Origin of the sequence: Thiocapsa sp. C2-2m (assembly GCF_041903745.1) — a bacterium.
Lineage (GTDB): Bacteria > Pseudomonadota > Gammaproteobacteria > Chromatiales > Chromatiaceae > Thiocapsa > Thiocapsa roseilacustris.
The window spans coordinates 55,469-79,664 of record NZ_JBBWVD010000006.1 but is presented as its reverse complement, the minus strand read 5'-3'; the positions used below and the strand labels follow the sequence as shown (position 1 = coordinate 79,664).

Below are 24,196 nucleotides of genomic sequence, written 5' to 3'. Positions count from 1 at the left end.
CCGCACGGTTGGCCTCTAAAGTGTGGACCGTTTCACGCTTCTCGCACACTTTGTCGCTAATATTCCTTGTGGTCATAACGGAATTAAGCTAGCTGGAAGGAACATGCTGAACGGTGATCTCAAAAAAGAGGCTCTGAACCAGCTCCAGAGTGCCCAGTCGTCCTATCTGCGGAGCTTCGAAAGCGTCAAGACGGACTCCGAAAGGTTATTTATTCTTCGCCAGGAGAGTAGTCGGGAAGTCATTGGCAGCGTTGAAAAATACATCAATCGCCTTGCCAATACCCCAAAGGAGTTCGACCGCTCGTTTTCAACCTACAAGGCGGAGTTCAAGGTCTTCAGCGGCATGATTCGGCAGCTCGAAAGCGAAGCTGCCGCCATTGATTTCAAAGCGGGAACGAGTGCGGCGACAGGGGTCATGGCAGGCGTTGGCGTCGCCGCCATGGGGCCGACGGTCGCCATGGCGGTTGCCACGACCTTTGGTGCAGCCTCAACGGGAACTGCCATCTCCGCCCTTTCCGGTGCCGCCGCCACAAATGCGGCGCTGGCATGGATCGGGGGCGGTGCATTGGCCGCCGGTGGGGGCGGCATGGCCGGCGGTTCGGCATTTCTGGCGCTGGCCGGGCCGGTTGGCTGGGCGATTGGCGGCACGGCGCTGTTGGGCAGTGCGCTATTTGCGCGCAGCAAGAATCGGAAAATTGCCGAGGAAACAAACGGCAAACGAAAAATCATCGAAGTACATTGTGCGTCGTTAAAGGCATCTGGTTGTGAGATCGTGCGCCTCATCGAGGCGACCAAGCAGCATGTCAACGGCGTGAACAGTTTGCTGTATCAACTTAGTCAGACGGCCCCTCCAGACTACCAACGATTTACTAGCCAGCAGAAGGAATGGCTGGGTGCCTTGATCAACCATCTCCAATCCCTGACGGCTCTCCTGAACAAGAAAGTCGATGCATGAGCGTTCGGCAAACTTATGATCGCTCGCCTCTGGTCAACGACCAGATTAGTGGCGTCGTCGTTCAAGCCATTAACACATCTCGCCTTCAGGATGAGTTGGCGAAGATCGCTACCCAGGATATGGCCTTTGGAAAAGCCGTCGCGCAGATGGATGAGGTTCTGACGTTTCTTGGCAGTCCTGACAAGATTCTCGGCAGTGAATTGACGAAACACGGAGAGATTGCCGAGCATGTTGAAGTCGGCGTCCGCAATGCGCGGGCCGCGTTGCATCAGCATGATCTGCCGGCAACCTTCGACGGGGTGGGTCGAACAGCACCTGAAGATTACCTGTTGAACGGCGTCGACGTTCAGTCGAAGTTCGTTAATGGTGTCAACAATAACCTGAACCATGTGCTCGACCACATGGAAAAGTACTCCAATTTTGGAAGAGACGGCTCGTATTACCACATCCCCAAGGATACCCATGAAACGATCAGCAAGATCATAGCCGGGGACAATTGCGGCTTAGCAGATCGGACAGCGAATGCCATTCGCGAGAAAGTTAACCTGATCGAGCAGCAGTCGGGGCAGCCGTTCGGGACGGTGGTTCAACCAGGCGTGTCGACTTATGCCGAAGTCCAGCAGGGCAAGGTACATACAACACTGGATGAACATGAATCTGGCCTGGAAAGGGAAAACCAGCGAATCAAGGAACACATCGTCCAAGACCATCGGCCCAGTCTTCAGGAAGCGGCGAACGCCGCTGCCATGGCGGGTGCTGTCGGTGGCGCGCTGTCGTTTTCGACCTCTCTCTATGAAAAGTACAAACAGGGTAAGAACCCGTTCAAGGGCGAGTTTACAGCCGTCGACTGGGGTGATGTGGGCATCGAAACTGCGAAAGGGGCGTGCATCGGCGCCGTGGCGGGGGTGTCCATTTATCTGATGACCAACTATGCCAGCATGTCGGCACCATTTGCCGCCGCCATGGTCAGCGCATCGAGAGGCGTCGGCTCACTCGTGACCCAGCTCAATGCGGGAGAGATCGACTTGGTTCAGTTTGTCGATCTGGGGATGATCGTGTGTTCCGAATCGGCCGTTGTCGGCGTCGCGGCGACCGCCGGTCAGATGCTGATACCGCTACCGCTGGTGGGTGCCGTGATCGGTTCGCTAGCCGGTCGGATACTGGCCGAGTTCGTGACCGGGAAGACTGCCGAGGTAGCAGAACGCATTCGACAGGATATGGATGCCTTCTTGAAAACGCTGGATGCCAAATTGCAGTACGTCTTCCAGGCGATCGATGCTGAATTTGATCGATTGGGTCAACTGAGCGTAGCGGCATTTGATTTGGATCGCAACCGCGCATTGTTGGGTTCAAGCATTCGGCTTGCCCAAGCGTATGGTGTTCCGTCTGGTAACATTATTTCCAGTCACAACCAGTTGGATGATTTCATGTGCGCATAAGGTGTTTCGGGAAGATGGTCAATCAAGAAGAACCACGAATAAAGGACATGGGGTTCCCGTGATACTTCGACTTGCGGCGTGGCTGGTCTTTGCGTGCCGAAAGGTCTTGGATTGGAATTTGGTACCGACCAAACATTCACTGCTCTCCACATGCATCATTCCGCCCCCTTCGTCTTCATCTCGAATACCTGTCCCGCCGGGACTACATGGACCGCTACGCGCGCTTCTCAGAGCTGATCGACGGGCGGCCGATCCGCGCCACGAGCGCGGAGGCATTCGTCGAGGATCTGCTCGCACTGGGGATCGCGGTCCGGGTGGAAGGCGGCCCCGCGGCCGAGCATCAGTCCGGCGCGACGGCCTCCAGATAGAGCCATCGCCCATCTTCGTTCACAAATCGGCTGGTCTCGTGGAGCCGGTAGGCGCGACCGCCGACCTTATAGCGTGCGACGAACTCGACGATGCCCTCGCGATCCTCGGATGTGCCCGCCTCGACTCGGCGGATCGTCAGCCCCAGCCAGCGCACCGGCGCGTGGTCCGGATCGAGCTTGGGCGGTCGCGTGCGCGGGTGCCAGGTCGAGAGGATGTAGTCGGTTCGATCCATGACATAGGCCACGTAGCGCGAACGCATCAGGGCCTCGACGCCGGGCGGGAGCGCGGCGGCGTCCAGATAGGGTCCGCAGCAGCGCTCATAGGGCCGTGGGCCGCCACAGGGGCACGGAGTCGCTTGCGTCATGGGTCTGGGCATCAGTTGGATGTCTTACTGGGCAGTCTGCCATAGCGGTCGACGGGATTCATGACCGCGGCACGGCATCGTCGACCTTCGGCCGCATGACGGCAGCCGGGCGCGGACCCGGCGGGCGAACGCCGCAAACGTTCCAGGCCGTCAGTTCGATCGAGGTTCTGTTTCACTGCACCGGCGCGTTCTCGCGAGGCCCTCCAGGTGGCGCCGCCGAGCCTCTTCTCTGCGAGTTTGCTCAGCCTTGCGGCAGGTTCGGCATAACACCGCATCAGTGTTGATATTTCCTTTCGCCACCTCGTACCACCACTTCTGCCGAGCGGCAGGCCAGACCTCTTCCTGACTACACTGTCGGCACACCACCACCCTGTCGATATAGAGCCGCGGAAGAACAGCATAGGTGTTGTTGTGGCGGAGCTGCTCGGGATCTGCCATCACGGCTCCCGGCGGTGGTACCACGAGCTCGTTGCGCGGATCGATCCCTTCCAGATCCTTCGTACGCTGGAGACGAGCATCGTCAAGCCGCTGTTGTTTCCGCTTCCGGCGCGTCATATCACCGTCCAATATAAGAAATGCGCGTCCTAAGCGGCACGACCTTATCGGCGAGGACTACGCCCTACTGAAGGCAAAGATGTCGCCCGAGTATCGATCCGCCGCAAGGCCGCATCGCAAACCAAGCGATAGAAGGGTGCCCAGCGCGGGATCTCGAAGGCGATGCGACAGCGTCCGGGTCCGAGCGCCTCGACGCGATGTCCGGTCGCCTCGACGCCGGCGACCCGCCAGGCCCAGGCGCGCTCGGGCTCCCAGCGGGTGATCTCGAAGGGGAGCCAGAGGCCGACCGGGGTCTGGATCCGGCCTCGCATGCCGGGGCCGATCAGATCCGCTGGTGCCTCCACCGCGCGCACGCTCGGCCCCCAGATCGGCCATTCACGTGTGTCGATCAGGATGCGCCAGGCGAGGCCGGCGGGGGCTTCGATCATGCGGTCGATTCGGTGCATGGGGTTAGCCCTCGGCGGGTTTCTCGAACACCATGAAATGCTGCGTGGGCAGGATGTCGAGGCTCTCGACCCAGCGCAGCCCGACGGCTTCGAGCTCGGTGATGGCCTGCGCTTGGGTCATCTTGTGCAGTGGTTTGATGGGGACCCGTGGATCCTCGCCGCGGTACTCGATCAGGAACACCCGTCCGCCCGGTCGCAGCGCGCTGCGGATGCCCTGCATCATCTCGTAGGGATAGGCGAACTCGTGGTAGGCATCCACAAGCAGCACGGCATCGAGACTCTCCGACGGCAGCTTGGGATCATCCTCCGCGCCGAGGACCGGGACTACGTTGGTGATCGCGCGTCGCTCGATGCGCTTGTGCAGGGCATCGAGCATCTCCGGTTGAACGTCGACCGCGTAGACGCGACCCGTCGGGACGGCCTCGGCGATGCGGAAGGTGAAGTACCCGGTCCCTGCGCCGATGTCGGCGACCTGCGCAACGGGCGCGAGCCCCATGCCCTCCACGACCCGGTCGGGCCGCTCCTCGACGACACGGGTCCTTCGCTCCAGCCAAGCGGCGCCCTGGTGACCCATGACTTGGGAGATCTCGCGGCCGAAATAGGTCTTGCCGATCCCGTCGCGGCTCGGTGTATGGAAGGTGTAGAGGCTGTCGGCGGCGGGTTCGGATTGCGCAAGCGCTGGGACGGCTGCGAGCAGGCACAAGCCGGCGAGGAGAAGGATTGATCTTCGGCGGCTCATCGAGGCGATCTCCCGTTGGTGCGGGCATCCGAGTGTGGATGCGACGCTTCGACCAATGCGGGCATTGGCCCGCGAAACTACCCCACGGGCCCGGGCGGCATAGGCGAACGATGCCGTCCGTGGCACACTTCCGGCCGGAAAGACCGACCCAGGACTGTTCGGAGCGTCCTGGCCTGCCAGTCAGCCTTCTGCAATGGAATGCCCAGCGGCGCTTCTCCGAAGAACCCCGGACTCATTCCGCAGATCCGGGACCGCATGATGACCAACCACACGTTGCATCCGAACCTTCTCGCCCGGCTCTTTGCCGACGGCGTCGGCAAGCAACCATTGGCCGAGATCGGCCCGGGTGCGTTGACCGTCTACGGTCGATCCGGGCCTCATCGACTCCTCCATACTCAGATCGAGGGGGTTCGCGTAGAACGAGGTCTGTTCTGGTCGACCTTGATCGTTCAGCCTCAAACGGGGGCTGCGTTGCGCCTTGCCGGCGTGTCCAAGAGCGCCGCACAACACTTCGTCGAGGCGTTCGCGCAGGCCGAACAGGACTACAAAGCGGCCGTCCTTCTGCTCAAACGCGAGGCGACCCGCGCGACCGTGGTCGCCGAGTGGGTCCAACGCGCGGAGGCCGGCGAGTTCTGGGTTGCCCACCATCGCGTCGCACGCGCGAAGTCGGACACGGCGATCCTGGCGCCCGTGCTGGGCATTCCCGCGCAGGAGATGACATCTCATCCAGGGCTCATCGCGGCATTGAGGGTCCTGCAGGGCTTTGCGAGTGACCCGTCGGGTTTCCGATCCCGAGCGAATGAGACCTTTGTAGATGCCGAGCTGAAACGCTACGACGGTTACTTCAGCACGGTCGAGTCGCGACCGTTGACCCCCGCGCAGCGACGGGCGGTGGTCGTCCACGAGGACAACACGCGTGTCATCGCCGGCGCCGGCTCGGGCAAGACCAGCGTCATGGTCGCCAAGGCCGGATACCTCCTCCATAAGGAGCTGTGCAAGCCCCGTGAGTTGCTGTTGCTGGCCTTCAACCGTGACGCTGCCGAGGAGCTGGAAACACGCCTCAAGGAACGCTTCGGTCTCGACCTGCGGGTCAGCACCTTCCACGCCTTGGGTCTCGACATCATCGCCCGCGCCACCGGCACCAAGCCTTCGCTTGCGTCCTGGGCCGGCAACGAACGCGAGCTCACGGAGCATCTGCAGGCGCTTCTGACCGAGACGATCCGCGACCCGCAGACATCGGACGCCGCCCGCGCCTACGCGCAGAGTCACTTTGCGCCTTACCACAGCCCGTTCGAGTTCAAGAGCGAAGGCGAGTACTACGACTACCTCAAATCGGTCGACATGGTCAGCCTCAACGGCGAGCAGGTGAAGAGCTTCGAGGAAGCCGAGATCGCGAATTTCCTGTGCTTGAAGGGCATCCCCTATCGCTACGAGGCCGATTACCCGCATCCGACCGCCGACGCGGAACATCGTCAGTACAGGCCCGATTTCTATCTGACCGACGCGGATCTCTACATCGAGCACTTCGGGATCGCGCGGGACGGGGCGACCGCGCCGTATGTCGATCGGACCGAGTATCACGCGGGCATCCAGTGGAAGCGCGATCTCCACCGGACGCATGGCACTCGCTTGATCGAGACCTACAGTTACCAGAAGCGCGAAGGGACCCTCTTGGCCGAGTTGGAGCGGCAGTTGCGCGCGGCCGGTGTGGTCTTCAATCCGATCTCGTCGGAGCAGGCGCTGGAGCGACTGAACTCGGGGCACCGCATCGGGTTGATGACCAAACTTGCCGCAACCTTCCTCCAACACTTCAAAGGGGGTGGCCATCAGCTCGATGAGCTACGCGGCAAAGTTCGCCGACAAGGCGACAAGGGGCGACGCGCCGCCGCCTTCCTGGATCTGTTCGAGGCGGTCTACGATCGCTACGAGCGCCGCCTGCAAGCAGCCAACGAGATCGACTTCAACGACATGATTCTCCTCGCGGCGGATCACGTCGCCTCGGGTCGTTACCGGTCCGAGTACCGTTGCATCCTGGTCGACGAGTTCCAGGACATCTCGGCGGGTCGTGCGAAACTGATCAAGGCACTCAAGGATCAGGGGCAGGGCCACCGGCTGTTCTGCGTGGGGGACGACTGGCAGGCGATCTACCGCTTCGCCGGCAGCGATATCGCCTTGATGCGCGACTTCGAGGAGCATTTCGGTCCGTCGGAAACTGTGCCCCTCGACCGCACCTTCCGGTGCAACGCCGGCATCAACGCGGTGGCGACCCGCTTCGTGCTCGCCAATCCGGCCCAGATTAAAAAGACCGTCGCCGCGGAGCGCGCCTCGACCGGCGCGAGCGTCCTGATCCATCGCTCGGGGGAGAACAGCCTTGATCCGGTCGGCGACGCGTTCTCGGAGATTGCTCGACGGGCCGATGGCGCGAAACGTAGCGTCTTGCTTCTCGGGCGCTACGGCTTCCAGAGCGACGGTTTGCCTTGGAGCGCGATCGGACGCGACTATCCGAACCTCTCAGCGACGTTCAAAACCGCCCATGGCGCGAAGGGACTGGAAGCCGATCATGTCATCGTGCTGGGCATGCAGTCGGGACGCTACGGATTCCCGTCGGAGATCGTCGACGACCCTCTGTTGTCCTTGGTGTTGGCCGCACCCGAAAAGGCGCCCCATGCCGAAGAGCGGCGTCTGTTCTACGTCGCCCTGACGCGAGCCCGACATTCCGTTCACCTGATCGTCGACGACGGGCTGCCGTCGGTCTTCGTTGCGGAGATCCAAGGCTTCGGGGTCGACGTCGAGACGCGCGGCGTGGCGTCGGTCGCCCCCGTGAAGTGCCGACAATGCAAGACCGGGATCATGCTGCTGCGCAGCGGTCCATCGGGCAACTTCTACGGGTGTTCGCACTATCCGCGATGCACGCGAACGGAGCCGGCTTGCCGACGCTGTCAAAGGGGGTACCTCGTGCCCGACCCATCCGGGGAGCGGCATACCTGCAACAATGGGCTGTGCGGTTACAGCGAGCGGGCTTGTCCACGCTGCGGTACGGGACGAATGGTCGAGAGGAGCGGCAAGAAGGGGCCCTTTCTGGGCTGCACCAATTTCTACGTCAGCGGGTGCAAGTACACGGAGGATCTGTAGGACATCGGCTGTCGCGGGAACTCAAGCGGTAGGCCAAAATCTTTTCAGTCTTATTGATGGCCAGGCAGACCCAAACCTGCCGCTCGGCGCCACGTCCTGGGCGACCGTTCCGGACGCATTGCTGCCTCTCGCCCCCAACATTCTTTACCTGCGGACTAGAGAGACAAGGTTGCCTTCGACAAGCCAGAAGGCAACCAAGGGCTTCGCCCGGCTCCCATTACTTCATGGCTGGGCCGGCCGCGCCGGTCCTTGCGTGAAGGTCCATCGTAAATCTAGGCGTATCCCTACTAATACCCAGTGATATAGACATAAGTGAAATTCTGTCTATCCTCCCTTTTAACGGTAAAAGAAGGAAAGCCTGCCGCTCGTCCTCCAAGCACAAGGCAGCGAACACTGATCTGAACGACTGACCAAAGAGAGCTAAGATGCCTGAGAACTACGTTGAATTTGGCGCAATCGTGCGCGAGGATCAAAATCCACCGCTCCAACGCCCCCCGGTGGATCCGATGCTGCGTATAAGATGGCAACGTGAAATGCCGAGGCGGGCGCGAAACGCCATCATGAATCATTGGTTGCAAAGCGGAGGTCCTGCTTCTGCAGTCGGATTGCCGCTTGACCCGAGTTTTCCTGTTCTAAACATGGCGGGCGACAAGATGCGATCCGATTTCCGCGGCGGTCGCCTAACCTTCAACGACCACGATGGCACCGTCGTTGAATCCGAGCTTCACAAGGTCGTAGTCACGTTCGAAGGCTACGGACTTGAGATCCGACAAGAAGATGGCGACGAGATCTTTGGTTCAATCCATTCGACGATCGGAACGAGCGGCTACACGAAGGATATCGTGCTCCCCGAAGTCGTCCTCGGACCTGAGGGCAACAACCGGATCCAGCAGTACGGCATGGTTCTGTACGAAGGACCCCCGGTTGATCTTGGTATTGTGCTGAGCCTGACAGAGCACGACTCCGGTGACCGGAAGGCGGTGAGGGACGAAGTCCGTGTACGGGTCAACCAGATATTTCAGGAAGCCCGCAATGCAGCCGCTGCCGGTGCTGCGGGTTCGGCCGCTCAGCAAGCAGCCACGGCTATGACCAACGAGAGCCTCGTATCTTCTTCGCTTCAAAACTGGATCATCAATGGAGCCGCAGACCTCATTAACGACCTCCTTGGTATGGGGGACGACCCCTACAACCCGGTTGGCTTCACCATCACGGCGAATCAAATGCAAAACATTCCGCCGATGCTGCAATATCGCTGCTCATCCGATCCGCGAGTGATCAACTTCACCCAAGGGTTGTCGCGGATGATGACGGGGCGGGACGATGCCGGCGATGTCGGTCAGATCACTGCTCTGTTTTCAATCCGGCCGGCGTAGGGCCGTAGGTTGGCGTGAACGGAAGTGAACCCCAACTTTCCAAGCAGCGATCGCCTAACGAATAAAGTTAGATCGTCCGAGCGTAGCGAGCGACGATCCGAACCGTTTACTTTGAAACACAGCGGCCGAAACGGACTTTTATGTGCGTATGAGTAGCGTGACCGCCCGCCAGCGTCCGCAACGCGCGTCTACCTTCCGTAGAGGCGACTCGACTGATCGTCTGGATTCAGCCGAGTTCCTCCTGATCGCCGCCAGAACTGAATGATCCGTCATGGGCAGACCCGGCATCGGGCGGGGTGGCTATCCGACGCTTCAAGTCGCACGCTCGGCCGGCCCCGACGTCTCATGCAGTTGTTAAGACATCCGTTGAACCGCGAGTGTCTCCGATCCCCTCCCGACCATCGCATTCAACCACCGCTCCCCCTCCCTCCCCTCCCGCCGATCCCCGGTAACCCAGGTCTCGATCACCCCGAGCGCCGGCACCGCCTCGACCAGCGCCGCGAGCCGCTCCTCGTACCAGATCCGTGAACCCCCGGGGGCCGAACGAGGCACCACAGGCGTGCTACCCCGGACCGGATCAGTCAGCCGGTTCGGCCGGCCAAGCTGGTTCGCCTTCTGGTTCACTGTCACGGTACGAGGTGTCGGCTTGAGCGTCGATCCAGAGCAAATGCGATCAGCGGTGCCCGCGCCTCGCGATCTCGGCGGCCAACGCCTCATTCATGGTCGCATGCCTGATCGCGAATCCATTTGAGTTGCCGCCGCTCCGAGGTTTCATCCTCACGCGGCCGACCGCGTTGAAATCTCCGTCGGCGATGTGCTGGAGGAGTCGATCGAGGTCAGCCAGATGGTAATCCTCTTTCTTACCGGTCAGCGTGATATCGAATCCGCGCGCCGTCGTGCCCCGTTTTCCCTGGAGGAATGGGAAGACCTGTTGCCCCTGCTTGTTCACGGCCCAGAGCGCGGTGAAGAATCCGTCTGGACTGATTTGGATCGTCATTGTGGTGTTGCTCTCTGTGGATGGTTGCCGTGATGTTTCCGGTGGAGATCCAAGCCCCGTGTATCTGCTTCCGATGGTGAGAACGTCCTCGCCATCGATCATTGCGTCGATGCATGGATTGGTGGGGTCTGCGATCGAGCGCAACGACGTTCCAACATGCAGACGGCCGGCACCGCATGCAGCGGCTCCGCTAGCCCGACCTTCCGTCGTTGTGTCGATCGCGGAACACCCGCTCACCTCAGATAGACGACGTTGTCATCATCCTCGCAGTGGTCCCAGTACGGGTTGTCGATCACCGTGTAGGCGTTGCCGAACTCCGCCATCTGCGCGTCACGCTGTTCGTCAGAGACGCCTTCGTCATAGAAGGCGACTTCGTCGGTTTCGAGTGTGCGCAGCACCTCCAGGCACAGATGCTCGACTCGCCACTGAGCGACCCGCGGGATGATTGTTCCGAGTTCTTCGAGCGTCGCGTCTGCCGTTGCATCGAGATGCAGGCGGCGGATCTCGCCGGTCTGCTCGGCCAGGTCGGGTGCCAGCCACGCCAGGAGGTAGTCCTGGGCGTAGTCGCGGACATGGCCCCGGTCATCGAAGAACGAGCTGTGCCCGTGTTGTCGACGCAGCTGCAGCAGAGCCGCAATGTGCAGGTCGAAGGCGCGGCGTTGAAGGGTGTGACGAGCGGTTGTCTTGGCCATGGATGTAAAACTCTCATTGTTGAGGGCCGCGCCCGGGCAATCCGGGCACGGACTCCTGTGGACGATCGGGGAACCGCTGGCCCGGCGTCAGCCGAACCGATCCTTGGCGAACAGTTCCAGGCTGGTAGTGGAGTCGAAGCCGAACGGTACGCCGTAACCGGAGGGTTTCTTCCCTCCGCTGACCTTCTACGGGAATGCGCCCAGGTTCGAGCCAAAGCGCAGATCAGGACCACTGCCGATGACAACCGGAATCAAGCATTCGGCGGCTCTGGTCGAGATTCAAACTGCTCGCGCTAGTCGATCGATGGCTGCATCGTCAAGGTAGACGAATGTGACCGCTCCACTTTTCTGAACGTACTCCACGGGTATAGTCAAACGCCTGACATCGCTGAGAACCCAGGCACAGCGCCACTTAGAAGCCTGCGGTTCGCGCATTCGACTGAGTGACATTCCGTGCTTGTCCTGGTTCGCAATCATATCTTCCTCTGTAAAGGGACCCAGCGAACCAATGATCGTTGCGATGCCGTAGATCCTTCCGCTGCCTTTCTTTATCAGGGCGATTCGACCCCGCTTCTTCGTATGCGCAGATCGCATTTCCCAAGTCTTTCTGCCAGCCAAAATCTTCTCAAGTGGTTCCGGCTGAATGATAAGTCCTTGAGTAGGTGCGCCTGAATCAGTCATAGTGTTGTGCCTCCAGCTTGATCGAGGAATAGTCTGTTTTGATTTCGTACGGACTCGCGATATTTTCCGGATTTGATCATCTTGTTTTTGCCTTGAAATCAAGCCTAATAAAGCGGAAACGATAGCTCCGATTATTATTGCTGTAACGAAGAATGAAATGATGGCTATTATCATATCTAGGCTGATGCCGAGAAACGCGCCAGCATAGACGATGAAAAAGAAAAGTAGAATAAGGCCCGTTACAAACCGAATGAGTTTGGCTATAGCTCTCACTTTAAAAGCCCCCGGTTTAAGAATAAATTATCTGAGTTGTCAGTTGTTCGCAATCGATCACTTCTGTATTTCCAGCTTTATTTTTCGGAACAAAGAAAAGGCTCGTTGATAAAAACGAGCCTTGTTGATATAACCAAGCCATAGTTTCGCAATGCTCCTCCTGCAACAAGGCTGGAGGGTGATGCCGGTCAGGTGTCTGTTTGCTTGATAACCTTGTTGATGGTCGCGTAGCTGACTTTCACCTGGCGGGAGATCTCTCGGATACTGAAACCGTTCCGTTTCAGTAATCTGATATCTTCCTCCTTCTTTGCCGAAAGCTTTTGCCGACCGGGGTTCGTCCCGCGGGCCTTCATATCGGCACTACGCTCTCTGAGACTCAACCGCGTGATCTCGTCGTGGATCCCCCGTAGTTCAATGCTTAACGGTACCAACATTCGGCCCGTGTCTCCGTCTGAGTCGATTCGAGGATGCTCCATGTACCATGCGAGATTCAATGCATCGAGCAACTGAATCAGTTCGAGAAAACCGTCAAGACTGCCGGCGACATGGCCGGCGTGCCAAAACATGACTCCTTGGATCTTTATCCTAGAATCCGTCAGCGCTTCGTTAAGGAAGCCACAAAAATGGTCGATTCTCTTGACTCCTCGATTGCTCATTACTGCCGGGTCTTCATCCTCCCATACGATCGTCCAGTCTCTGTCGCGTGCACGGGCTTCCAGCGTTTCCCGTTGAGCGCGCACGGTAACGCCTGTCAGCGTTTTGCGAAGATACGCAGCAACATTCATTTAGCGTTTCACATTGGATGGAATGCGACCCAAAACGTGGACGGCTAGGTAAAGCCGCTTCGCTCGAGTCGGTTTCTGGATGGCTGAGATCTAGACCGCTCGACAAGTATACACGCGGAGCGCTATTTTTTACGGGTAACGATGCCTGTAATTTTCATATTTATATTTAAATATCATAAACATAAAAATATTTTACGTAAAATAAATTCTCTATTTTCGATTTATGTGTAAATGATCTGGTTGAGCGGGTCCGCTGCTGAATGGTACCTGGTCACCGCTGGCAGCAACCGCGGCATTCAACCACTGCTCCCCTTCCCTCCCCTCCCGCCGATCCCCGGTAACCCAGGTCTCGACCACCGCAAGCGCCGGGACCGCCCCGACCAGCGCCGCGAGCCCCCGCTCGTCCAGATCCGTAAACCGCCGCCCTCCATGCTCCCGCTCCCCTGCCCCGTACTTGAACGAGGCATAGAGCACCCCGTCGGGCTTGAGCGCACGCCCGAGACGCACGAGCACCACGGGCAGCTCCGCCATCGGCACATGCAGCAAGCTCGCACAGGCCCAGATCCCGTCGAATGCGTCCTGCCACTCGATCTCCTGGAACCGCCGGACCTCGACCGGCAACCCGCAATGCTCCGCGGCCATCCGCGCCAGCTTCTGCGACGCCTCGAACGCAGTCACGGCATAGCCGAGCCGCCGGAACGCCAGGGCATCGCGCCCCGACCCACAGCCGGCATCGAGGATGTGCCCGCCGGCCGGGATGTGTGCGAGGAACCGGGCGTACAGCGGGGCCATGTCGACGTCGACGGTTTCGGCGAAGAAGGTCTCGGCCTGGTCTTCGTAGTAGGCGATCGAGTCTGCTTCAGTGTCTCGGTCTTGCGGCTTGGGATCATGCGACATGGCGATCTCTCGATCTCTGGTTACGGCCAAGGCATCGCTCCGCGAGGCAGCACCCGCCGGGAAGGCCGGTGACCGGAGCGGCGAAACCTGCGCCGTCCGATTGAGGTTCGAGCCGGACGACCTCACGGATGGTGCATGAATTACGGTCAACTCGCTCGGCACAAGCTGCGCAACAATCTTCAGAGCCTGGGGCTGTTGGCGTTGCTCGCCCTCTTGCTCGGTTCGCCGGCCTGGGCGATCGGGGGCGAGCCGCTGCTGTGGGGCACCCTGCTCGGTGTGCTGATCCTCGCCGCGGCCAATCCCGCGATCCCGCCGCGTCTGCTGATGTCGCTGTATCGCGCCCACCCGGTGCGACCGGGCGAGGCTCCGGGGCTCTATCGTCTGCTGGGCGCGCTGTCGCAGCGCGCCGGCTTGACGCGCATCCCGCAGCTCCATTATCTGCCGTCGGCGACCGTCAACGCCTTCGCGACCGGACGCCGCGACGATGCCGCGATCCTCGTCTCCGATGGCCTGATGCGGCGGCTCGACCGGCGCGAGCTGGCGGCGGTGTTGGCGCACGAGGTCGCCCATATCGCCCACGATGACATTCGGGTGATGGCCCTCGCCGATCTGGTCAGCCGCATCACCGCCGCGCTGAGCCTCGCCGGTCAGCTCTTGCTCCTTCTGGTACTGCCGGCGCTGCTCTTGGGCATGGACGAGCTTCCGTGGTTTCCCATCCTGATCTTGCTGGCCGCGCCGACACTCAGCGCGCTGGTGCAGCTCGCGCTGTCGCGCAGTCGCGAGTATGAGGCCGACCGCGGCGCGGTGGAGCTGTCGGGCGATCCCGCCGCCTTGGCCGCGGCCTTGGTGAAGCTGGAGCAGACCGGGCGTGCGTCCTGGGAGCAACTGTTGCTGCCCGGTCGACGTCTGCCCGAGCCCTCGCTGTTGCGCACCCATCCGCCGACGGCCGAGCGGGTGGAGCGTCTGCGCGATCTCGCGTCAACGCACGCGACCGGGTTCTCCTCGGGAAGCCCGCTTTGGTTGCCTCTTGCGGATCCTTCGGGTTGGGCCGGGAGCCCGCCCCGGCAAGCGCCGCGTCGGCACTGGACCGGACTGTGGTACTGAGCGCTCGTGGAGTGAATGCTCGCTGGAATCCGAATCCGAGGTCCTGCCTCGGAACTGTCGGTTAGGTGGACTCGGCGGCGCCTGCCTTCATGGTGTCGGCCAAGGCGCTATAGACACCCACCCAAGCGTTCTTTACCTCGGGGGTGAAATCATCGCCGAGGCCCTGGCCAAGGGTCCACAGCAGGGCGTCGGCGACTTTTGCGTAGTCGTCGTCATGAACCCCGTAGCGTGCATGGCGTGCCCCCATCTTCTTGATGGCCGGGATCAAGGGATCGAGATCGTCGAGGGCGTTTACGGCGGTGCTGAGCATGACGACGAGCTTATTGCCCTGCTTTTTCATATTGCCCTTGAACATGGGCCTGACCTCGGGATAAACCTCGAACAAGCGCCCGTAGAAAAGCCCCGCGGCCTGTTCGGATATGGGCTCCACCTTCGCCCAAGACGCTCTGACGAGCGCTATGGTCTCTGGGTTCATGGACGTTTCTCTCCGGTTTGCTCTGGCGATTCGGTGATGGAAACGCTGATCCAATGCGCTTTCCTGGTCGACGGTGACCGATTGCAACATGACCAATTCCGTGCGCCAAGAGTCTCGGGGGGAGGAAATCAAATCGTCTAAGGCCGGTAAGCGGAATCGCTGGATCATCGCGCCCCGAGCCGAAGCCGGTTTCGAGGATATGCGCACCGGACTGAGCGTGGGCGAGGAAACGGGGAGTTCAGCGGGGCCATGTTGACGTCGACGGTTTCGGCGAAGAAGGTCTCGGCCTGGTCTTCGTAGTAGGCGAGGGTCGGGTCGTCCGCGGACTTGGCAGTCATGACAGGTCCTTGGGGTCGGCGGTTTCGGTCGGCTTGGTCGGCTCATCCGAGGGCGGTGCCTCGTTGGAGAGCCGCTCGACGGTTAGACCCCGCGCCTGCAGATGCTCGATCAGGACATCGAATCCGCCGTCCATCGACATCACCCGGAAGGTGGCGGTCGGCTCGCGTGCCGCGAGCTCGCCCAAGTAGAAGGCCAGATGGAAATCGAGTGCGTTCTTGCCGGCGCGGCCGATCTTCACGTATCTCGCTCGCGCGCCGAGCGCCTGCATCGCGGCGACGAAGTTGAACGGGAGCCGTTCTTGATGGGCGCCGACGAACACCGTCACGTTGGTGTCCTCGTCGGCCCAGGTTTTAAGGTGCCGGGGCTGGATGCTCTCGTAGTCGATCAGGACGTGGATCATGGGGCCGTTCCTGCGAGTCCCGTCCGTTCAAGTCGAGCGCCGATATCCTCGATAGCCTGCCGGGATCAGTCAGTCGGCATCATAGGTCTATAATGCCCCTCAGTCATGGGCATGACACGCCCGCAAGACCGACCGAAAGGTAGACGACGGGCCGATGACCGACAGCAAGAAGCGGATCAGCGAAAAGGAAGCGCTCGCCATCATGGCGGAGCTCGGGGAGATCGTGCGCTCGACGCGCTCCGAGCGGCTTCTGGATGCGTTCGGTGCTTTGGCGGCGCTCGATGCCTATCGGATCGAACGCCGAGCCCGCGAGGTCATCGACGGGCTCGATTCGGATCTCCTCGACGACGGGGGCATGGGTGCCGAGGGACTCCTGCACCAAGCGAGGATGGAAACCTTCCGCACGACTCTCTTCGAGTGCCTGGAGGATAAGTGCCCCGACATCGAGCCCTCGGTCCCGCACGACATCCCGACCTGGATCGAGGCGAATGCCCCGCTGGTGACCTCGGAGAACATCCGCATCATGGAGACCGCGTTGCCGGCCGATGATCCACAGGCGCACCGGTCCCTGATCGAGTTTCATCGCCTGCTCGATCCATCCCAGTGCGAGGCGGAGCAGATCTGCGTTCTGCTGGAGGTCTGGTCGGACATCGAGACCCGGATCCGTGCCCGTTTCGCGCTGTCCGAACCCGACTGATCCGGGTCGTTTCCTCTCGCTCAAGGATTGCGCGTGTCCTCTCCCGAGTCCCCTACCCTCTCACCATCGCTTCCGGCCGGCGACGGGCTGAACATCGCAGCCCTTGCCGGACTCTTTCGCCACACCACGAACTCCTACAAGTTCGTCTTCTTCCTGGCCCTGCTCGACCTGCTCAAGCGCCATCGTTTCGATGCCCAGCGGCCCTACACCTATGCCGAGATCACGCTGGAGATGCTCTCGCTGGCGTGGTTTCCGCATACCTACTTCAAGCTGTCGTTCGGGGCACAGGACACCATCGCGAAGAAGCTCGATGCGCTCGATCTGGGGCTGGACGAGGGCGCGAACCTGTTCGCCAACGACCGGCGTGCCCTGCGCGGTGCACTGGCCGCGGTCGACCTGAAGGACGCGGCGCGTCTGATGGATTTCGTGCCCTACCGCTTGCAGATCCCCTTTCTGGAGCCGCAGCTGCGCGGGGTCGACAAGGGCGCCTGGATGATCTTCGAGAAGGCCATGCCGGCGATCGTCAACGCGCATTTCGAGACGGCTCGGCCGCTCTACCGCTATGGCAGCGACGAGTGGAAGGACTGCGCCGCCGTCACCTGGCATCCCGACTGGGTCGCCTACCTGGAGCGGCACTTCCCGATCATCCAGGGGTGGGCGGCCTGGCACTGGCTCGGCTACATGCAGAAGCGCAATCCGACCACGCCGGGGCTGTCGAACAAGCTCTTCCCGCCGCTGAAGCGCGATGCGCTGAGCAAGCAGACGCGGTATTGGCGCACGATCCTCGCCCATCCCGATCGTCCGGAGCTGCACTGCATCTACTCCGGTACGATCCTGACGGCGGACGCCTTCGCCCTCGATCACTATCTGCCCTGGTCCTACGTCGCGCATGATCAGCTCTGGAATCTGATCCCGGCGCCGGCGGCGGTGAACTCGGCGAAGTCGAACCATCTGCCGAGTCCGGATTACTTTCGGGACTTCGTCGCGCTGCAACATCGCGGTCTGGTGACCGCGAGCCGGATCATGCCAAAGACGACCTTCGAGAAGCTCACCGAGGACCACTTGGCCGATCTGCACCTGCCGTCTTGTGCGGCGCTGCTGGATATCGAGCAGCTCTCGCGCGCCTACGAGCAGAACATCGGCCCGTTGATCACGCTTGCGACCAACCAGGGCTTCACCCCGGACTGGCAATACACCCTACGAGACACCTGATTCAATGGACCCCATGCAAGACCCCGCCATCATGGCCCTGCCGCATCCGGTGCGCGTCGATGCCGCCGTCGGCAAACCCGTCGACACGGTCATGTTCGAGAAGCTCGGGGTCATGCCGGGCCTGCGCCCCTACCTCACCGATCGGCATGCGACCTCGGAGTGGATCCTCAACAACGTCCCCGGCATGCGCGAGATCGCCATCGCTCATTTCGGCCTCATCGGCAACGCCAACATGGGGAGCTTCCTGTTGACGATCGTCCGGGCGAGGTTGCGTGCCCACGGGGATCCGATTCTGAAGGTGGCCCCGACACTGCAGTCCATGTTGGCCGAGACGGACCTCGCGGAGGGTCTGCCCGCGCACTATTTCCGCAGTCCCTACACCCTGGTGTTCATCGAGCTGGCCCGGCCGAATCCGTTGCAGGTCCCGAATCGTCAGACCGGTCTGCATGTCTGCGAAGGGGCCTACATGGGCGTCTACGAGGTGCCCGCCGGTCACTCCGTCTTCGTCCATCCGGCACGCAACCAAGCGCTCAAGCTCGACCCCACCAAGCCGGCGCGGGTCGTGGAGATCGTCATCATCGGCTCGCCGCTCGGCAAGGCGAATGCCCTCGACGACGCCTCGCAGGACATGATCTTGGTGATCCAGGACGAGGACGAGTGTCTGGCGACCCTGCTCGATCGGCATATCGCCTGGTTCAACACACCGGCTGCCTATGCGCATCCGGGGATGAGCCCGATGGATCCGAACGAGGTTGCGATGGCGAAGCCGGTGATCTTCGAGCTGGCCAAGGTGCTGCTGTACATGAACCTGCCCGATGCCGAGAAGCTGCGCGTGACCGAGCGCACGGACCTGGAGAAGCGCCTGCGGGGTCTCGGGCCGAAGAAGGCGGCCAAGATCGGGCGCAAGCTGACCACGGCCTATGACCGGATCCTGATCGGGCCGAGTGCGGATCCGGATTGGGCGGGCTCGGGTGCGACGGGCGGATTGCCGCGCGGGGATGATCGGCATGTCCGGCCGCATTGGCGGCGCGGACACTTCCGGCGGATTCGCTACGGCGAGGGGTTGGCGGAGAGCCGGCTGGGCTGGATTCAGCCGGTTTTGGTGAATGCGGGGGAGTTGACTGGGGCGGGCTCGGCGGGGGTGAAGACGAAGCCGTATGTGGTGCGCTGAGGGGCTCCGCTTCACGGGGTGCAACGCGAAGCCTTGGTTCGAGTCCGATCCGACTGTGGACTCCGGTGCCGGCACACGGTCACGCGACCTCGGTCACCGGACCCCCGTCGGTCCACCAGCAGCGCCGCTCCGGGAGCAGGACCGCGAAGAGTCCTCCGCCGTGATCGGCGGTGGCCGAGACGCAGACCCGCCTCGGTGCGAAGAAGAACGGCTGTCCGCGCAGATGCGTGTGGCTGCTCACCACGACCCGCTCCCACGTCGGATCATGCTGCAGCGCCAGACGCTTGTCGCGCAGGGGGGCGGGCATGAAGGTGGGTTCTGCGGGCAGCGTCCGGGCCTCGAGCGCGGCGCGTTGCGGGCCGATCGGTCCCACCTCCAGACCGGCATGAACGCAGAAGTGCTCGCCGTCGTCGTGGTACCAGGGCAGCGCGGCGAGAAAGCGCCGATGCGTCTCGGGGAACCGGCGTGCGAAGCTCGGCGCATCCCGAGCGCCGTACGCCTGTGGCGTGCCCAGTCCCGGATTCCAGTAGCGTGATGCTCAGCGCGCATACCAGGCCGGGTCCGGGTCCGCGTGCGGCCATCCGAGCGCACGCAGCAGCGCCAAGTCGTGGTTGCCGAGGGTCGGACAGAAGCGCCCCGGGCGCGCCTCCTGCAGCGCGATCAGACGGTCCAGGAGTGCGGGGATCTGCGGCCCGTTGTCGACATAGTCCCCCAAGGTGACGATCCGCGCATCCGGCACCTCCCGGTCGATCCACGCGAGCAGGCGCTCGAAGAGATCCAGGTGTCCGTGCAGATCGCCGATCACCACCAGCGGTGCAGGGCGACTGATCATGGAGCGGGTGTCACGGGGCGATCCGCGCGAGCGGCACGCCGCGCAGGTTGTACTCGGGTTGCAAGCAACGCGTCCGGGACCGAGGCGGCCCCCTGGCGCCCCCGGATCAGGCGCGGCGGGTGGGTATCTTCGATCATCAGGATCCCCTTGCAGCGCTGTGTTGGCGCGGCCATTCAATCCGTGGTCCCTGGTTGCGCGGACACCTGACGAGCGAGGTCGACATCGTGGCACAACTGATCCTATACGCCTGTCCTCAGGGTCACCTTGGTGAGCAGGTCGAACGTTTCTTTGAAGAAAGCCGCCGGCGGTTTGGGGCCAATGCCGCGCATGCCTATATGCCGCACTGCAGCTTAACCGGCTTCTTCGATGGCGACTCGGACCTCATCGCGGAGCATTCCCAGATCCTGGATGGACGTTTCTCGCACCAGAAATCGGGATGTCCGGTGCACTCCATCGAGGTGCTGGGCTTCGGTCATCGCCACGACTGGCACGGCCTAGAGCTGCGCTCACCCTGGCAGCTGGACCGGATGCATGAGCTCACTCGCAAGAGCGCGGCGTCGATTCGGGTGAAGACCTGGCAGCACCTGAGTCTGGCGTATGACTTCCGTCCTGAATACGACGCCGCGTTGGGGCGTCTCGCGCGCGAGATTATCGATCCTGGAGCCGCTGTTGCTTGGGAGCTTCGGTTTTACCAGCGGACGTCCGATTCCGGGTGGATCTGCCATCGGGCGTGGCCATTGCCCGGCACCTGAGCGCCAGGCGGCGAACCGCCGGGATCACGGCATGGATCGCGTCGGGTTGCGCGGGTGAACGCGACCGATGTCGGCGTCACTCCAATCCGTTCGGCGTCCTCGGCACAGGGCGCAGGTCCGCGCGCCGACTGAGCGCGGCATCGAGCGCGAGGAGATGCTCGCGGGCGCCCTCCTCGTCCCGGACGATGCCCATCAGGGCGTCGGCTGCCTCCTTGAGGCGGGACTCGCGGAGTGTGCCGCAGGGGGGCGTTCGGGCGCAGAGTTGATGTGTCCGGTCTCTATTTGGGGCAGAAACGGCGTCCGTTCGACTTGGGTGCGTAAATCATGACTTATGGGCAGCCTGGTTTCAAAGCGCCTTCTTGAGTTGATCGAGAACGGACGGCGTGAACAATCAAATAATAACTTTTTAATATATAAGCAATAACAATCAGGCACGCGCGAGTAGCTTTACGAAGCACTGGTCGATGATATAGCGCGCGGGCTAGCCCCGGGCCTTTTCTGTAATACCAAGCAACGAATTTTCGGCCGTGTTTAGTTTGTATAAGTGTCGAATCTCGGAACGATCTGAAGAACCTGACCATGGGTGCCTCAGGATCACCATATGCTGCAGTGACGACAAAGCACGTGGCGCCTCTCCTAGACTCAATCCGACGCGTTCCGACACCAGTCTTCATTTCGTCCACAATCTTTCTTGACGTAAAACCGCCAGTATGTCTGTCGGCGTTGAATGCGTCTAGGTGATCTTGCGTTGTACGCCGAGATTCGTCCTGCATAGTTTCGATTCTGCGTCGCTCAACTTCGAGCTTCAACGCCTCCTCTGCAGCTTTCGTATACAATTCTTCACGCTGGGCTTCGGGCAACCTAGCTAGAGCTTCCCCAAGTATGTTTGTTGAAGGCAAGCCACTCCCACTAGCAGTCGCAAGAGATTTATTGGAATCCGCTGTGTTGGGTTTGTTGTCGGCTGGTTTCATAAGCGCCTCATATTTCAAAGTTCTTGACTAGCACGCGTAACAGTGAACGTATAGGTAACTTCAAAGCTGGGATTCGATCTAACACTTCGGCAGCGTAAGGGCCAATGCCGTAGTACAAACGAATAAGACCCTTTCCGAAGGTCGTGTTTGAAAGAACCGTATCCCTATAGATGCGCAGCGCTACGACGTCTTCATGGCTTGGGTCACCGTATACTGCTGTTGCTACGAAACAGATTGATGGTTCAGTCGAATAAACTCTTAGCTGACCAGTCGGGAAGTTAAATGTTTCAGAGAACGACTTAACATCGGTGCTCTGAGCAAGCCTTGAAATTGTTGGCCACTGACGATCAATCGCGCTCAAGACAGTGCTCTGCCTTTCCTTATCTATTACGGCGAGGACTGCACGAGTCGCTGTACTGTCGTGATCGTGGAGCCATGTCGCGGTTTCCAAGACATGATCGGGCAAGTACTTCAAGTCGGTGATGGCCTTAAGATCTTCGATAGCGGCACGCAGGGCTGGTAATGCGTCAAGAGGTGATTTCTTCTTGATCTCGACGCTTAGATGTTTTTTGATTGCGTGATGCTCGCAGAGCCGCTTCACCATGTCGAAGCGTTGGCCGGTTGTCAAGTACTTAGGAACGAGATTCAGCAACCGATGGGCGGTCTGCCCAGACATCATTGTTTGCCCCCAGCGCCACCTCGGAAAGGTCTCGATCGCATACTCTGCGGCACTATCGCCATAGGTGAGCCGATACTCATTAAACAGCTGCGCTCTTTTGTCGTCGGGCAATTGAAAGAAAGCGTCCCTCACGTCTTCGACTATAGGCCCCAACCGATTCGCTAATTCAGAGTATTCTTGGACGTGCTTAATAGCCGCAGCATTAGACGAGTAGCGGCCGCCGGAGTACGAGCGTCGACGATAGTAAGAAGGTGATCGGCTCACTGGAAAGGCTCCCTGTTTGTGCGTCATATTCTTAGCATCAAGCCTATTATGTGCCCGCCCCGCTACTCTCCTAAGTGCTGGAGAATTCCTGTCCTTACCTCTCTCGACATCACATAGTTCTTACCAAAGATTGCCGCTGAGGGTCCACTGGAGTGTAGCCAAGAAAGGAAGTAATGTTGGATGCGCTCAGATCCCGAGGCCGGCCGTTTGATTAGGTCGGTGTTGTCGGGCAGCGGCATCCATAGCATGAGCCGGAGATCAGTGGGTTGCCCATCAGGCTCGGCCATCGACTGGTCGTTCATGGCTCACGCTGGCGTTGCTCTTGGGTTTGATTAGGGCCCTAACAGTGCTCTTTCCAAACCTTGTCGGAAATCTCCGCTGACATAACCAGCGCGGGGCGGAACGCATGGTTCAGCGCGGCAACCGCCTGGTTCGGTAGCCCGTGGTCAAGGTCACGCCGGTTCTCGAATCTTCGACTCGATACGCCCGCAGCTTGTCGGCAAACCTCTTCACCGGCTCGCGTCCAAGATCGCGTTCCATACGCCGCCGACTGCGTTTATCGAAGTACCGGATGACAACCCCGTGGCCATCGTAAATCTCCTCGCCGAACCGTTCGAGCCATTCATGCATGAGGGGCGGTATGCAGCGCTGCTGCGCTCGACATTCGGCGTGTTGGGTCTGGTATGGATGGTGGTTCATGCTGTCCTCGCGGGATCGGTCTGATCCGGGTTCTCTGGATCAACGGCCAAAAGGTCGATGCCCTGTTCCACCTCCACGCGCCCTGAGCTCAGCGGTCCGTAGGGGTCGTAGTGAAGCTTGATCTCGTCGGCGCGGGCGTGCGCCGGATCGGCGCTCGTGTACCTACGGGGGCCGAGTTCCGGAAAGTCGTCTGCGAGAGACTTCTCCAGCAGGGCGGGATCTTTCAGATCCAGCTCCTCCACCCAGAAGCCATCGGCCTCTGCGCCGTACACCATCTTCTTGGACACCGAGAGTGCTTCCGCTACGACGGCGTCCGAGACCATCTCGCTCGCGGTGTCGAAGGCGCTCTTCAGGTGGGGTGCCAGGGCGCTCATTACGGCGAGCGACCGCTCGGCCTGCTCCAAGAGCGTACGGAGCGCAGACAGGTTCTGGGAGCGGCGCTGAAGGGAACGCTCTGCGAGGAACTCGAAGAGTCTGGCCGATCGGTTGACGATCTCCGACTGCGGGACTCCGTACTTGTGTGCGGTCTCGCGGATGCGCTCGCGCGCGTAGCGGTCGAGGCTGAAAGATGTCCGAATGGCACCTTCGCTCGCATCTTCTGGGGCGTTTTGTCGTGGTGTGTCGCTCATTTGCTCAGTCAACCCTATTAAGAGTCGCCAAAAAACCGTCTGTCGCAGACGAAAGTAGCACTTTTCTCTGCGATGTCAAAATAGAGGAGCATTAAGAGTTCTCAAACATGAAAAGAGATTGTTCATCTGAGCTAGACTGTCCGATGTTGTCGCTCCCGTAGTACCTTCGGGAAGATGGCGTCGCAAACCATGGCGCCTGTGGGTCGTTTTTCTGCTCAGGCCTTGGGTGATGGGCCGTTGACCCCGTCGCGTTGGTCGCGGGCGCTCGATGGAGC

At 60.8% G+C, this 24,196-nt stretch carries 28 protein-coding genes; 10 read left to right on the top strand and 18 right to left on the bottom strand.

Features of this window, described 5'->3' with window-relative positions:
• Nucleotides 1–103 precede the first annotated feature (103 nt).
• The 3 genes from AADX97_RS06155 to AADX97_RS06145 all read left to right on the top strand — a co-directional run bounded on the left by AADX97_RS06155 (nucleotide 104) and on the right by AADX97_RS06145 (nucleotide 2,762).
• Nucleotides 104–955, top strand: coding sequence for a hypothetical protein (locus AADX97_RS06155; protein WP_374233903.1), 852 nt, complete (start codon nucleotides 104–106; stop codon nucleotides 953–955).
• Nucleotides 952–2,394 carry a hypothetical protein gene (locus AADX97_RS06150; RefSeq protein ID WP_374233904.1) on the top strand — a complete coding sequence of 481 codons (1,443 nt, stop codon included), beginning with the start codon at nucleotides 952–954 and terminating at the stop codon, nucleotides 2,392–2,394. Before AADX97_RS06155 ends, AADX97_RS06150 begins: the two co-directional genes overlap by 4 nt.
• A 206-nt stretch (nucleotides 2,395–2,600) precedes the next feature.
• Nucleotides 2,601–2,762 (top strand): hypothetical protein, encoded by a 162-nt coding sequence (locus AADX97_RS06145; RefSeq protein WP_374233905.1) that lies wholly within the window; start codon nucleotides 2,601–2,603, stop codon nucleotides 2,760–2,762.
• Here the strand turns inward: AADX97_RS06145 and AADX97_RS06140 are convergent.
• From AADX97_RS06140 to AADX97_RS06125, 4 genes are all read right to left on the bottom strand, one after another.
• The gene (locus AADX97_RS06140; RefSeq protein WP_374233906.1) at nucleotides 2,735–3,127 is read right to left on the bottom strand and encodes a YchJ family protein; all 393 of its coding nucleotides are present in this window, start codon (nucleotides 3,125–3,127) and stop codon (nucleotides 2,735–2,737) included. The genes AADX97_RS06145 and AADX97_RS06140 overlap by 28 nt on opposite strands.
• A gap of 150 nt (nucleotides 3,128–3,277) precedes the next feature.
• Complete coding sequence (locus tag AADX97_RS06135; protein ID WP_374238578.1) at nucleotides 3,278–3,565, bottom strand: zinc-ribbon domain containing protein; 288 nt, start codon at nucleotides 3,563–3,565, stop codon at nucleotides 3,278–3,280.
• A 161-nt stretch (nucleotides 3,566–3,726) separates the two neighbouring features.
• Nucleotides 3,727–4,128, bottom strand: coding sequence for an SRPBCC family protein (locus AADX97_RS06130; RefSeq protein WP_374233908.1), 402 nt, complete (start codon nucleotides 4,126–4,128; stop codon nucleotides 3,727–3,729).
• Between the two features lie 4 nt (nucleotides 4,129–4,132).
• A complete protein-coding gene (locus AADX97_RS06125) occupies nucleotides 4,133–4,867 on the bottom strand; it encodes a class I SAM-dependent methyltransferase (RefSeq protein WP_374233909.1) in 735 nt (244 codons plus the stop codon).
• A 258-nt stretch (nucleotides 4,868–5,125) separates the two neighbouring features.
• Here AADX97_RS06125 and AADX97_RS06120 point away from each other — a divergent pair, with 258 nt between their 5' ends.
• Both AADX97_RS06120 and AADX97_RS06115 read left to right on the top strand, forming a co-directional pair.
• Nucleotides 5,126–7,999: a UvrD-helicase domain-containing protein gene (locus AADX97_RS06120; protein ID WP_374239278.1), complete on the top strand. Its 2,874-nt coding sequence runs from the start codon at nucleotides 5,126–5,128 to the stop codon at nucleotides 7,997–7,999.
• A gap of 425 nt (nucleotides 8,000–8,424) precedes the next feature.
• Nucleotides 8,425–9,372, top strand: coding sequence for a hypothetical protein (locus AADX97_RS06115; RefSeq protein ID WP_374233911.1), 948 nt, complete (start codon nucleotides 8,425–8,427; stop codon nucleotides 9,370–9,372).
• 673 nt (nucleotides 9,373–10,045) lie between these two features.
• Here AADX97_RS06115 and AADX97_RS06110 read toward each other — a convergent pair.
• From AADX97_RS06110 to AADX97_RS06090, 5 genes are all read right to left on the bottom strand, one after another.
• Complete coding sequence (locus tag AADX97_RS06110) at nucleotides 10,046–10,513, bottom strand: hypothetical protein (protein WP_374233912.1); 468 nt, start codon at nucleotides 10,511–10,513, stop codon at nucleotides 10,046–10,048.
• Between the two features lie 89 nt (nucleotides 10,514–10,602).
• The gene (locus tag AADX97_RS06105; RefSeq protein WP_374233913.1) at nucleotides 10,603–11,061 is read right to left on the bottom strand and encodes a hypothetical protein; all 459 of its coding nucleotides are present in this window, start codon (nucleotides 11,059–11,061) and stop codon (nucleotides 10,603–10,605) included.
• 279 nt (nucleotides 11,062–11,340) lie between these two features.
• Nucleotides 11,341–12,015 (bottom strand): ASCH domain-containing protein, encoded by a 675-nt coding sequence (locus AADX97_RS06100; RefSeq protein ID WP_374233914.1) that lies wholly within the window; start codon nucleotides 12,013–12,015, stop codon nucleotides 11,341–11,343.
• 188 nt (nucleotides 12,016–12,203) lie between these two features.
• Complete coding sequence (locus AADX97_RS06095) at nucleotides 12,204–12,800, bottom strand: hypothetical protein (protein ID WP_374233915.1); 597 nt, start codon at nucleotides 12,798–12,800, stop codon at nucleotides 12,204–12,206.
• 210 nt (nucleotides 12,801–13,010) lie between these two features.
• Nucleotides 13,011–13,727 carry a class I SAM-dependent methyltransferase gene (locus AADX97_RS06090; protein ID WP_374233916.1) on the bottom strand — a complete coding sequence of 239 codons (717 nt, stop codon included), beginning with the start codon at nucleotides 13,725–13,727 and terminating at the stop codon, nucleotides 13,011–13,013.
• Between the two features lie 105 nt (nucleotides 13,728–13,832).
• Between AADX97_RS06090 and AADX97_RS06085 the strand changes: the two genes are divergently transcribed.
• Nucleotides 13,833–14,801: a zinc metalloprotease HtpX gene (locus AADX97_RS06085; RefSeq protein WP_374233917.1), complete on the top strand. Its 969-nt coding sequence runs from the start codon at nucleotides 13,833–13,835 to the stop codon at nucleotides 14,799–14,801.
• Nucleotides 14,802–14,862: 61 nt separating this feature from the next.
• On the opposite strand, the gene AADX97_RS06080 is transcribed toward AADX97_RS06085, so the two are convergent.
• The 3 genes from AADX97_RS06080 to AADX97_RS06070 all read right to left on the bottom strand — a co-directional run bounded on the left by AADX97_RS06080 (nucleotide 14,863) and on the right by AADX97_RS06070 (nucleotide 16,015).
• Nucleotides 14,863–15,276 (bottom strand): globin family protein, encoded by a 414-nt coding sequence (locus AADX97_RS06080; RefSeq protein WP_374233918.1) that lies wholly within the window; start codon nucleotides 15,274–15,276, stop codon nucleotides 14,863–14,865.
• 164 nt (nucleotides 15,277–15,440) lie between these two features.
• Entirely contained in the window at nucleotides 15,441–15,614 is a 174-nt protein-coding gene (locus AADX97_RS06075; protein WP_374233920.1) for a hypothetical protein, read from the bottom strand.
• Nucleotides 15,611–16,015, bottom strand: coding sequence for a PIN domain-containing protein (locus AADX97_RS06070; protein ID WP_374233921.1), 405 nt, complete (start codon nucleotides 16,013–16,015; stop codon nucleotides 15,611–15,613). The genes AADX97_RS06075 and AADX97_RS06070 overlap by 4 nt, the downstream gene beginning before the upstream one ends.
• 154 nt (nucleotides 16,016–16,169) lie before the next feature.
• On the opposite strand from AADX97_RS06070, the gene AADX97_RS06065 reads away from it, so the two are divergent.
• Genes AADX97_RS06065 through AADX97_RS06055 form a run of 3 tightly spaced genes read left to right on the top strand, consistent with a single transcriptional unit; the run spans nucleotide 16,170 to nucleotide 19,095 of the window.
• Complete coding sequence (locus AADX97_RS06065; protein WP_374233922.1) at nucleotides 16,170–16,712, top strand: hypothetical protein; 543 nt, start codon at nucleotides 16,170–16,172, stop codon at nucleotides 16,710–16,712.
• A gap of 33 nt (nucleotides 16,713–16,745) precedes the next feature.
• Complete coding sequence (locus AADX97_RS06060) at nucleotides 16,746–17,924, top strand: HNH endonuclease domain-containing protein (protein WP_374233923.1); 1,179 nt, start codon at nucleotides 16,746–16,748, stop codon at nucleotides 17,922–17,924.
• Between the two features lie 4 nt (nucleotides 17,925–17,928).
• Nucleotides 17,929–19,095, top strand: a complete 1,167-nt coding sequence (locus tag AADX97_RS06055) for a hypothetical protein (RefSeq protein ID WP_374233924.1) — start codon at nucleotides 17,929–17,931, stop codon at nucleotides 19,093–19,095.
• A 79-nt stretch (nucleotides 19,096–19,174) separates the two neighbouring features.
• Here the strand turns inward: AADX97_RS06055 and AADX97_RS06050 are convergent, their stop codons facing one another.
• Together AADX97_RS06050 and AADX97_RS06045 are read right to left on the bottom strand one after the other, a co-directional pair.
• A complete protein-coding gene (locus AADX97_RS06050; RefSeq protein WP_374233925.1) occupies nucleotides 19,175–19,402 on the bottom strand; it encodes a hypothetical protein in 228 nt (75 codons plus the stop codon).
• Between the two features lie 231 nt (nucleotides 19,403–19,633).
• Entirely contained in the window at nucleotides 19,634–19,927 is a 294-nt protein-coding gene (locus AADX97_RS06045) for a metallophosphoesterase (protein ID WP_374233926.1), read from the bottom strand.
• A gap of 119 nt (nucleotides 19,928–20,046) precedes the next feature.
• Here AADX97_RS06045 and AADX97_RS06040 point away from each other — a divergent pair, with 119 nt between their 5' ends.
• Entirely contained in the window at nucleotides 20,047–20,679 is a 633-nt protein-coding gene (locus tag AADX97_RS06040; protein WP_374233928.1) for a hypothetical protein, read from the top strand.
• 329 nt (nucleotides 20,680–21,008) lie between these two features.
• Here AADX97_RS06040 and AADX97_RS06035 read toward each other — a convergent pair whose 3' ends face one another.
• From AADX97_RS06035 to AADX97_RS06020, 4 genes are all read right to left on the bottom strand, one after another.
• Nucleotides 21,009–21,353: a CFI-box-CTERM domain-containing protein gene (locus tag AADX97_RS06035; protein ID WP_374238577.1), complete on the bottom strand. Its 345-nt coding sequence runs from the start codon at nucleotides 21,351–21,353 to the stop codon at nucleotides 21,009–21,011.
• A gap of 304 nt (nucleotides 21,354–21,657) precedes the next feature.
• The gene (locus tag AADX97_RS06030) at nucleotides 21,658–22,440 is read right to left on the bottom strand and encodes a CFI-box-CTERM domain-containing protein (protein ID WP_374233932.1); all 783 of its coding nucleotides are present in this window, start codon (nucleotides 22,438–22,440) and stop codon (nucleotides 21,658–21,660) included.
• 564 nt (nucleotides 22,441–23,004) lie between these two features.
• Nucleotides 23,005–23,292, bottom strand: a complete 288-nt coding sequence (locus tag AADX97_RS06025; protein ID WP_374233933.1) for a hypothetical protein — start codon at nucleotides 23,290–23,292, stop codon at nucleotides 23,005–23,007.
• A complete protein-coding gene (locus tag AADX97_RS06020; RefSeq protein WP_374233934.1) occupies nucleotides 23,289–23,921 on the bottom strand; it encodes a hypothetical protein in 633 nt (210 codons plus the stop codon). The genes AADX97_RS06025 and AADX97_RS06020 overlap by 4 nt, the downstream gene beginning before the upstream one ends.
• Between the last annotated feature and the right edge of the window lie 275 nt (nucleotides 23,922–24,196).

Coding starts and splice junctions, on each gene's coding strand:
- AADX97_RS06155 (WP_374233903.1), top strand. CDS start 104: ATGCTGAACGGTGATCTCAAAAAAGAGGCTCTGAACCAGCTCCAGAGT.
- AADX97_RS06150 (WP_374233904.1), top strand. CDS start 952: ATGAGCGTTCGGCAAACTTATGATCGCTCGCCTCTGGTCAACGACCAG.
- AADX97_RS06145 (WP_374233905.1), top strand. CDS start 2,601: ATGGACCGCTACGCGCGCTTCTCAGAGCTGATCGACGGGCGGCCGATC.
- AADX97_RS06140 (WP_374233906.1), bottom strand. CDS start 3,127: ATGACGCAAGCGACTCCGTGCCCCTGTGGCGGCCCACGGCCCTATGAG.
- AADX97_RS06135 (WP_374238578.1), bottom strand. CDS start 3,565: ATGGCAGATCCCGAGCAGCTCCGCCACAACAACACCTATGCTGTTCTT.
- AADX97_RS06130 (WP_374233908.1), bottom strand. CDS start 4,128: ATGCACCGAATCGACCGCATGATCGAAGCCCCCGCCGGCCTCGCCTGG.
- AADX97_RS06125 (WP_374233909.1), bottom strand. CDS start 4,867: ATGAGCCGCCGAAGATCAATCCTTCTCCTCGCCGGCTTGTGCCTGCTC.
- AADX97_RS06120 (WP_374239278.1), top strand. CDS start 5,126: ATGACCAACCACACGTTGCATCCGAACCTTCTCGCCCGGCTCTTTGCC.
- AADX97_RS06115 (WP_374233911.1), top strand. CDS start 8,425: ATGCCTGAGAACTACGTTGAATTTGGCGCAATCGTGCGCGAGGATCAA.
- AADX97_RS06105 (WP_374233913.1), bottom strand. CDS start 11,061: ATGGCCAAGACAACCGCTCGTCACACCCTTCAACGCCGCGCCTTCGAC.
- AADX97_RS06095 (WP_374233915.1), bottom strand. CDS start 12,800: ATGAATGTTGCTGCGTATCTTCGCAAAACGCTGACAGGCGTTACCGTG.
- AADX97_RS06085 (WP_374233917.1), top strand. CDS start 13,833: ATGAATTACGGTCAACTCGCTCGGCACAAGCTGCGCAACAATCTTCAG.
- AADX97_RS06080 (WP_374233918.1), bottom strand. CDS start 15,276: ATGAACCCAGAGACCATAGCGCTCGTCAGAGCGTCTTGGGCGAAGGTG.
- AADX97_RS06075 (WP_374233920.1), bottom strand. CDS start 15,614: ATGACTGCCAAGTCCGCGGACGACCCGACCCTCGCCTACTACGAAGAC.
- AADX97_RS06070 (WP_374233921.1), bottom strand. CDS start 16,015: ATGATCCACGTCCTGATCGACTACGAGAGCATCCAGCCCCGGCACCTT.
- AADX97_RS06065 (WP_374233922.1), top strand. CDS start 16,170: ATGACCGACAGCAAGAAGCGGATCAGCGAAAAGGAAGCGCTCGCCATC.
- AADX97_RS06055 (WP_374233924.1), top strand. CDS start 17,929: ATGGACCCCATGCAAGACCCCGCCATCATGGCCCTGCCGCATCCGGTG.
- AADX97_RS06050 (WP_374233925.1), bottom strand. CDS start 19,402: ATGCCCGCCCCCCTGCGCGACAAGCGTCTGGCGCTGCAGCATGATCCG.
- AADX97_RS06045 (WP_374233926.1), bottom strand. CDS start 19,927: ATGATCAGTCGCCCTGCACCGCTGGTGGTGATCGGCGATCTGCACGGA.
- AADX97_RS06035 (WP_374238577.1), bottom strand. CDS start 21,353: ATGAAGACTGGTGTCGGAACGCGTCGGATTGAGTCTAGGAGAGGCGCC.
- AADX97_RS06025 (WP_374233933.1), bottom strand. CDS start 23,292: ATGAACCACCATCCATACCAGACCCAACACGCCGAATGTCGAGCGCAG.
- AADX97_RS06020 (WP_374233934.1), bottom strand. CDS start 23,921: ATGAGCGACACACCACGACAAAACGCCCCAGAAGATGCGAGCGAAGGT.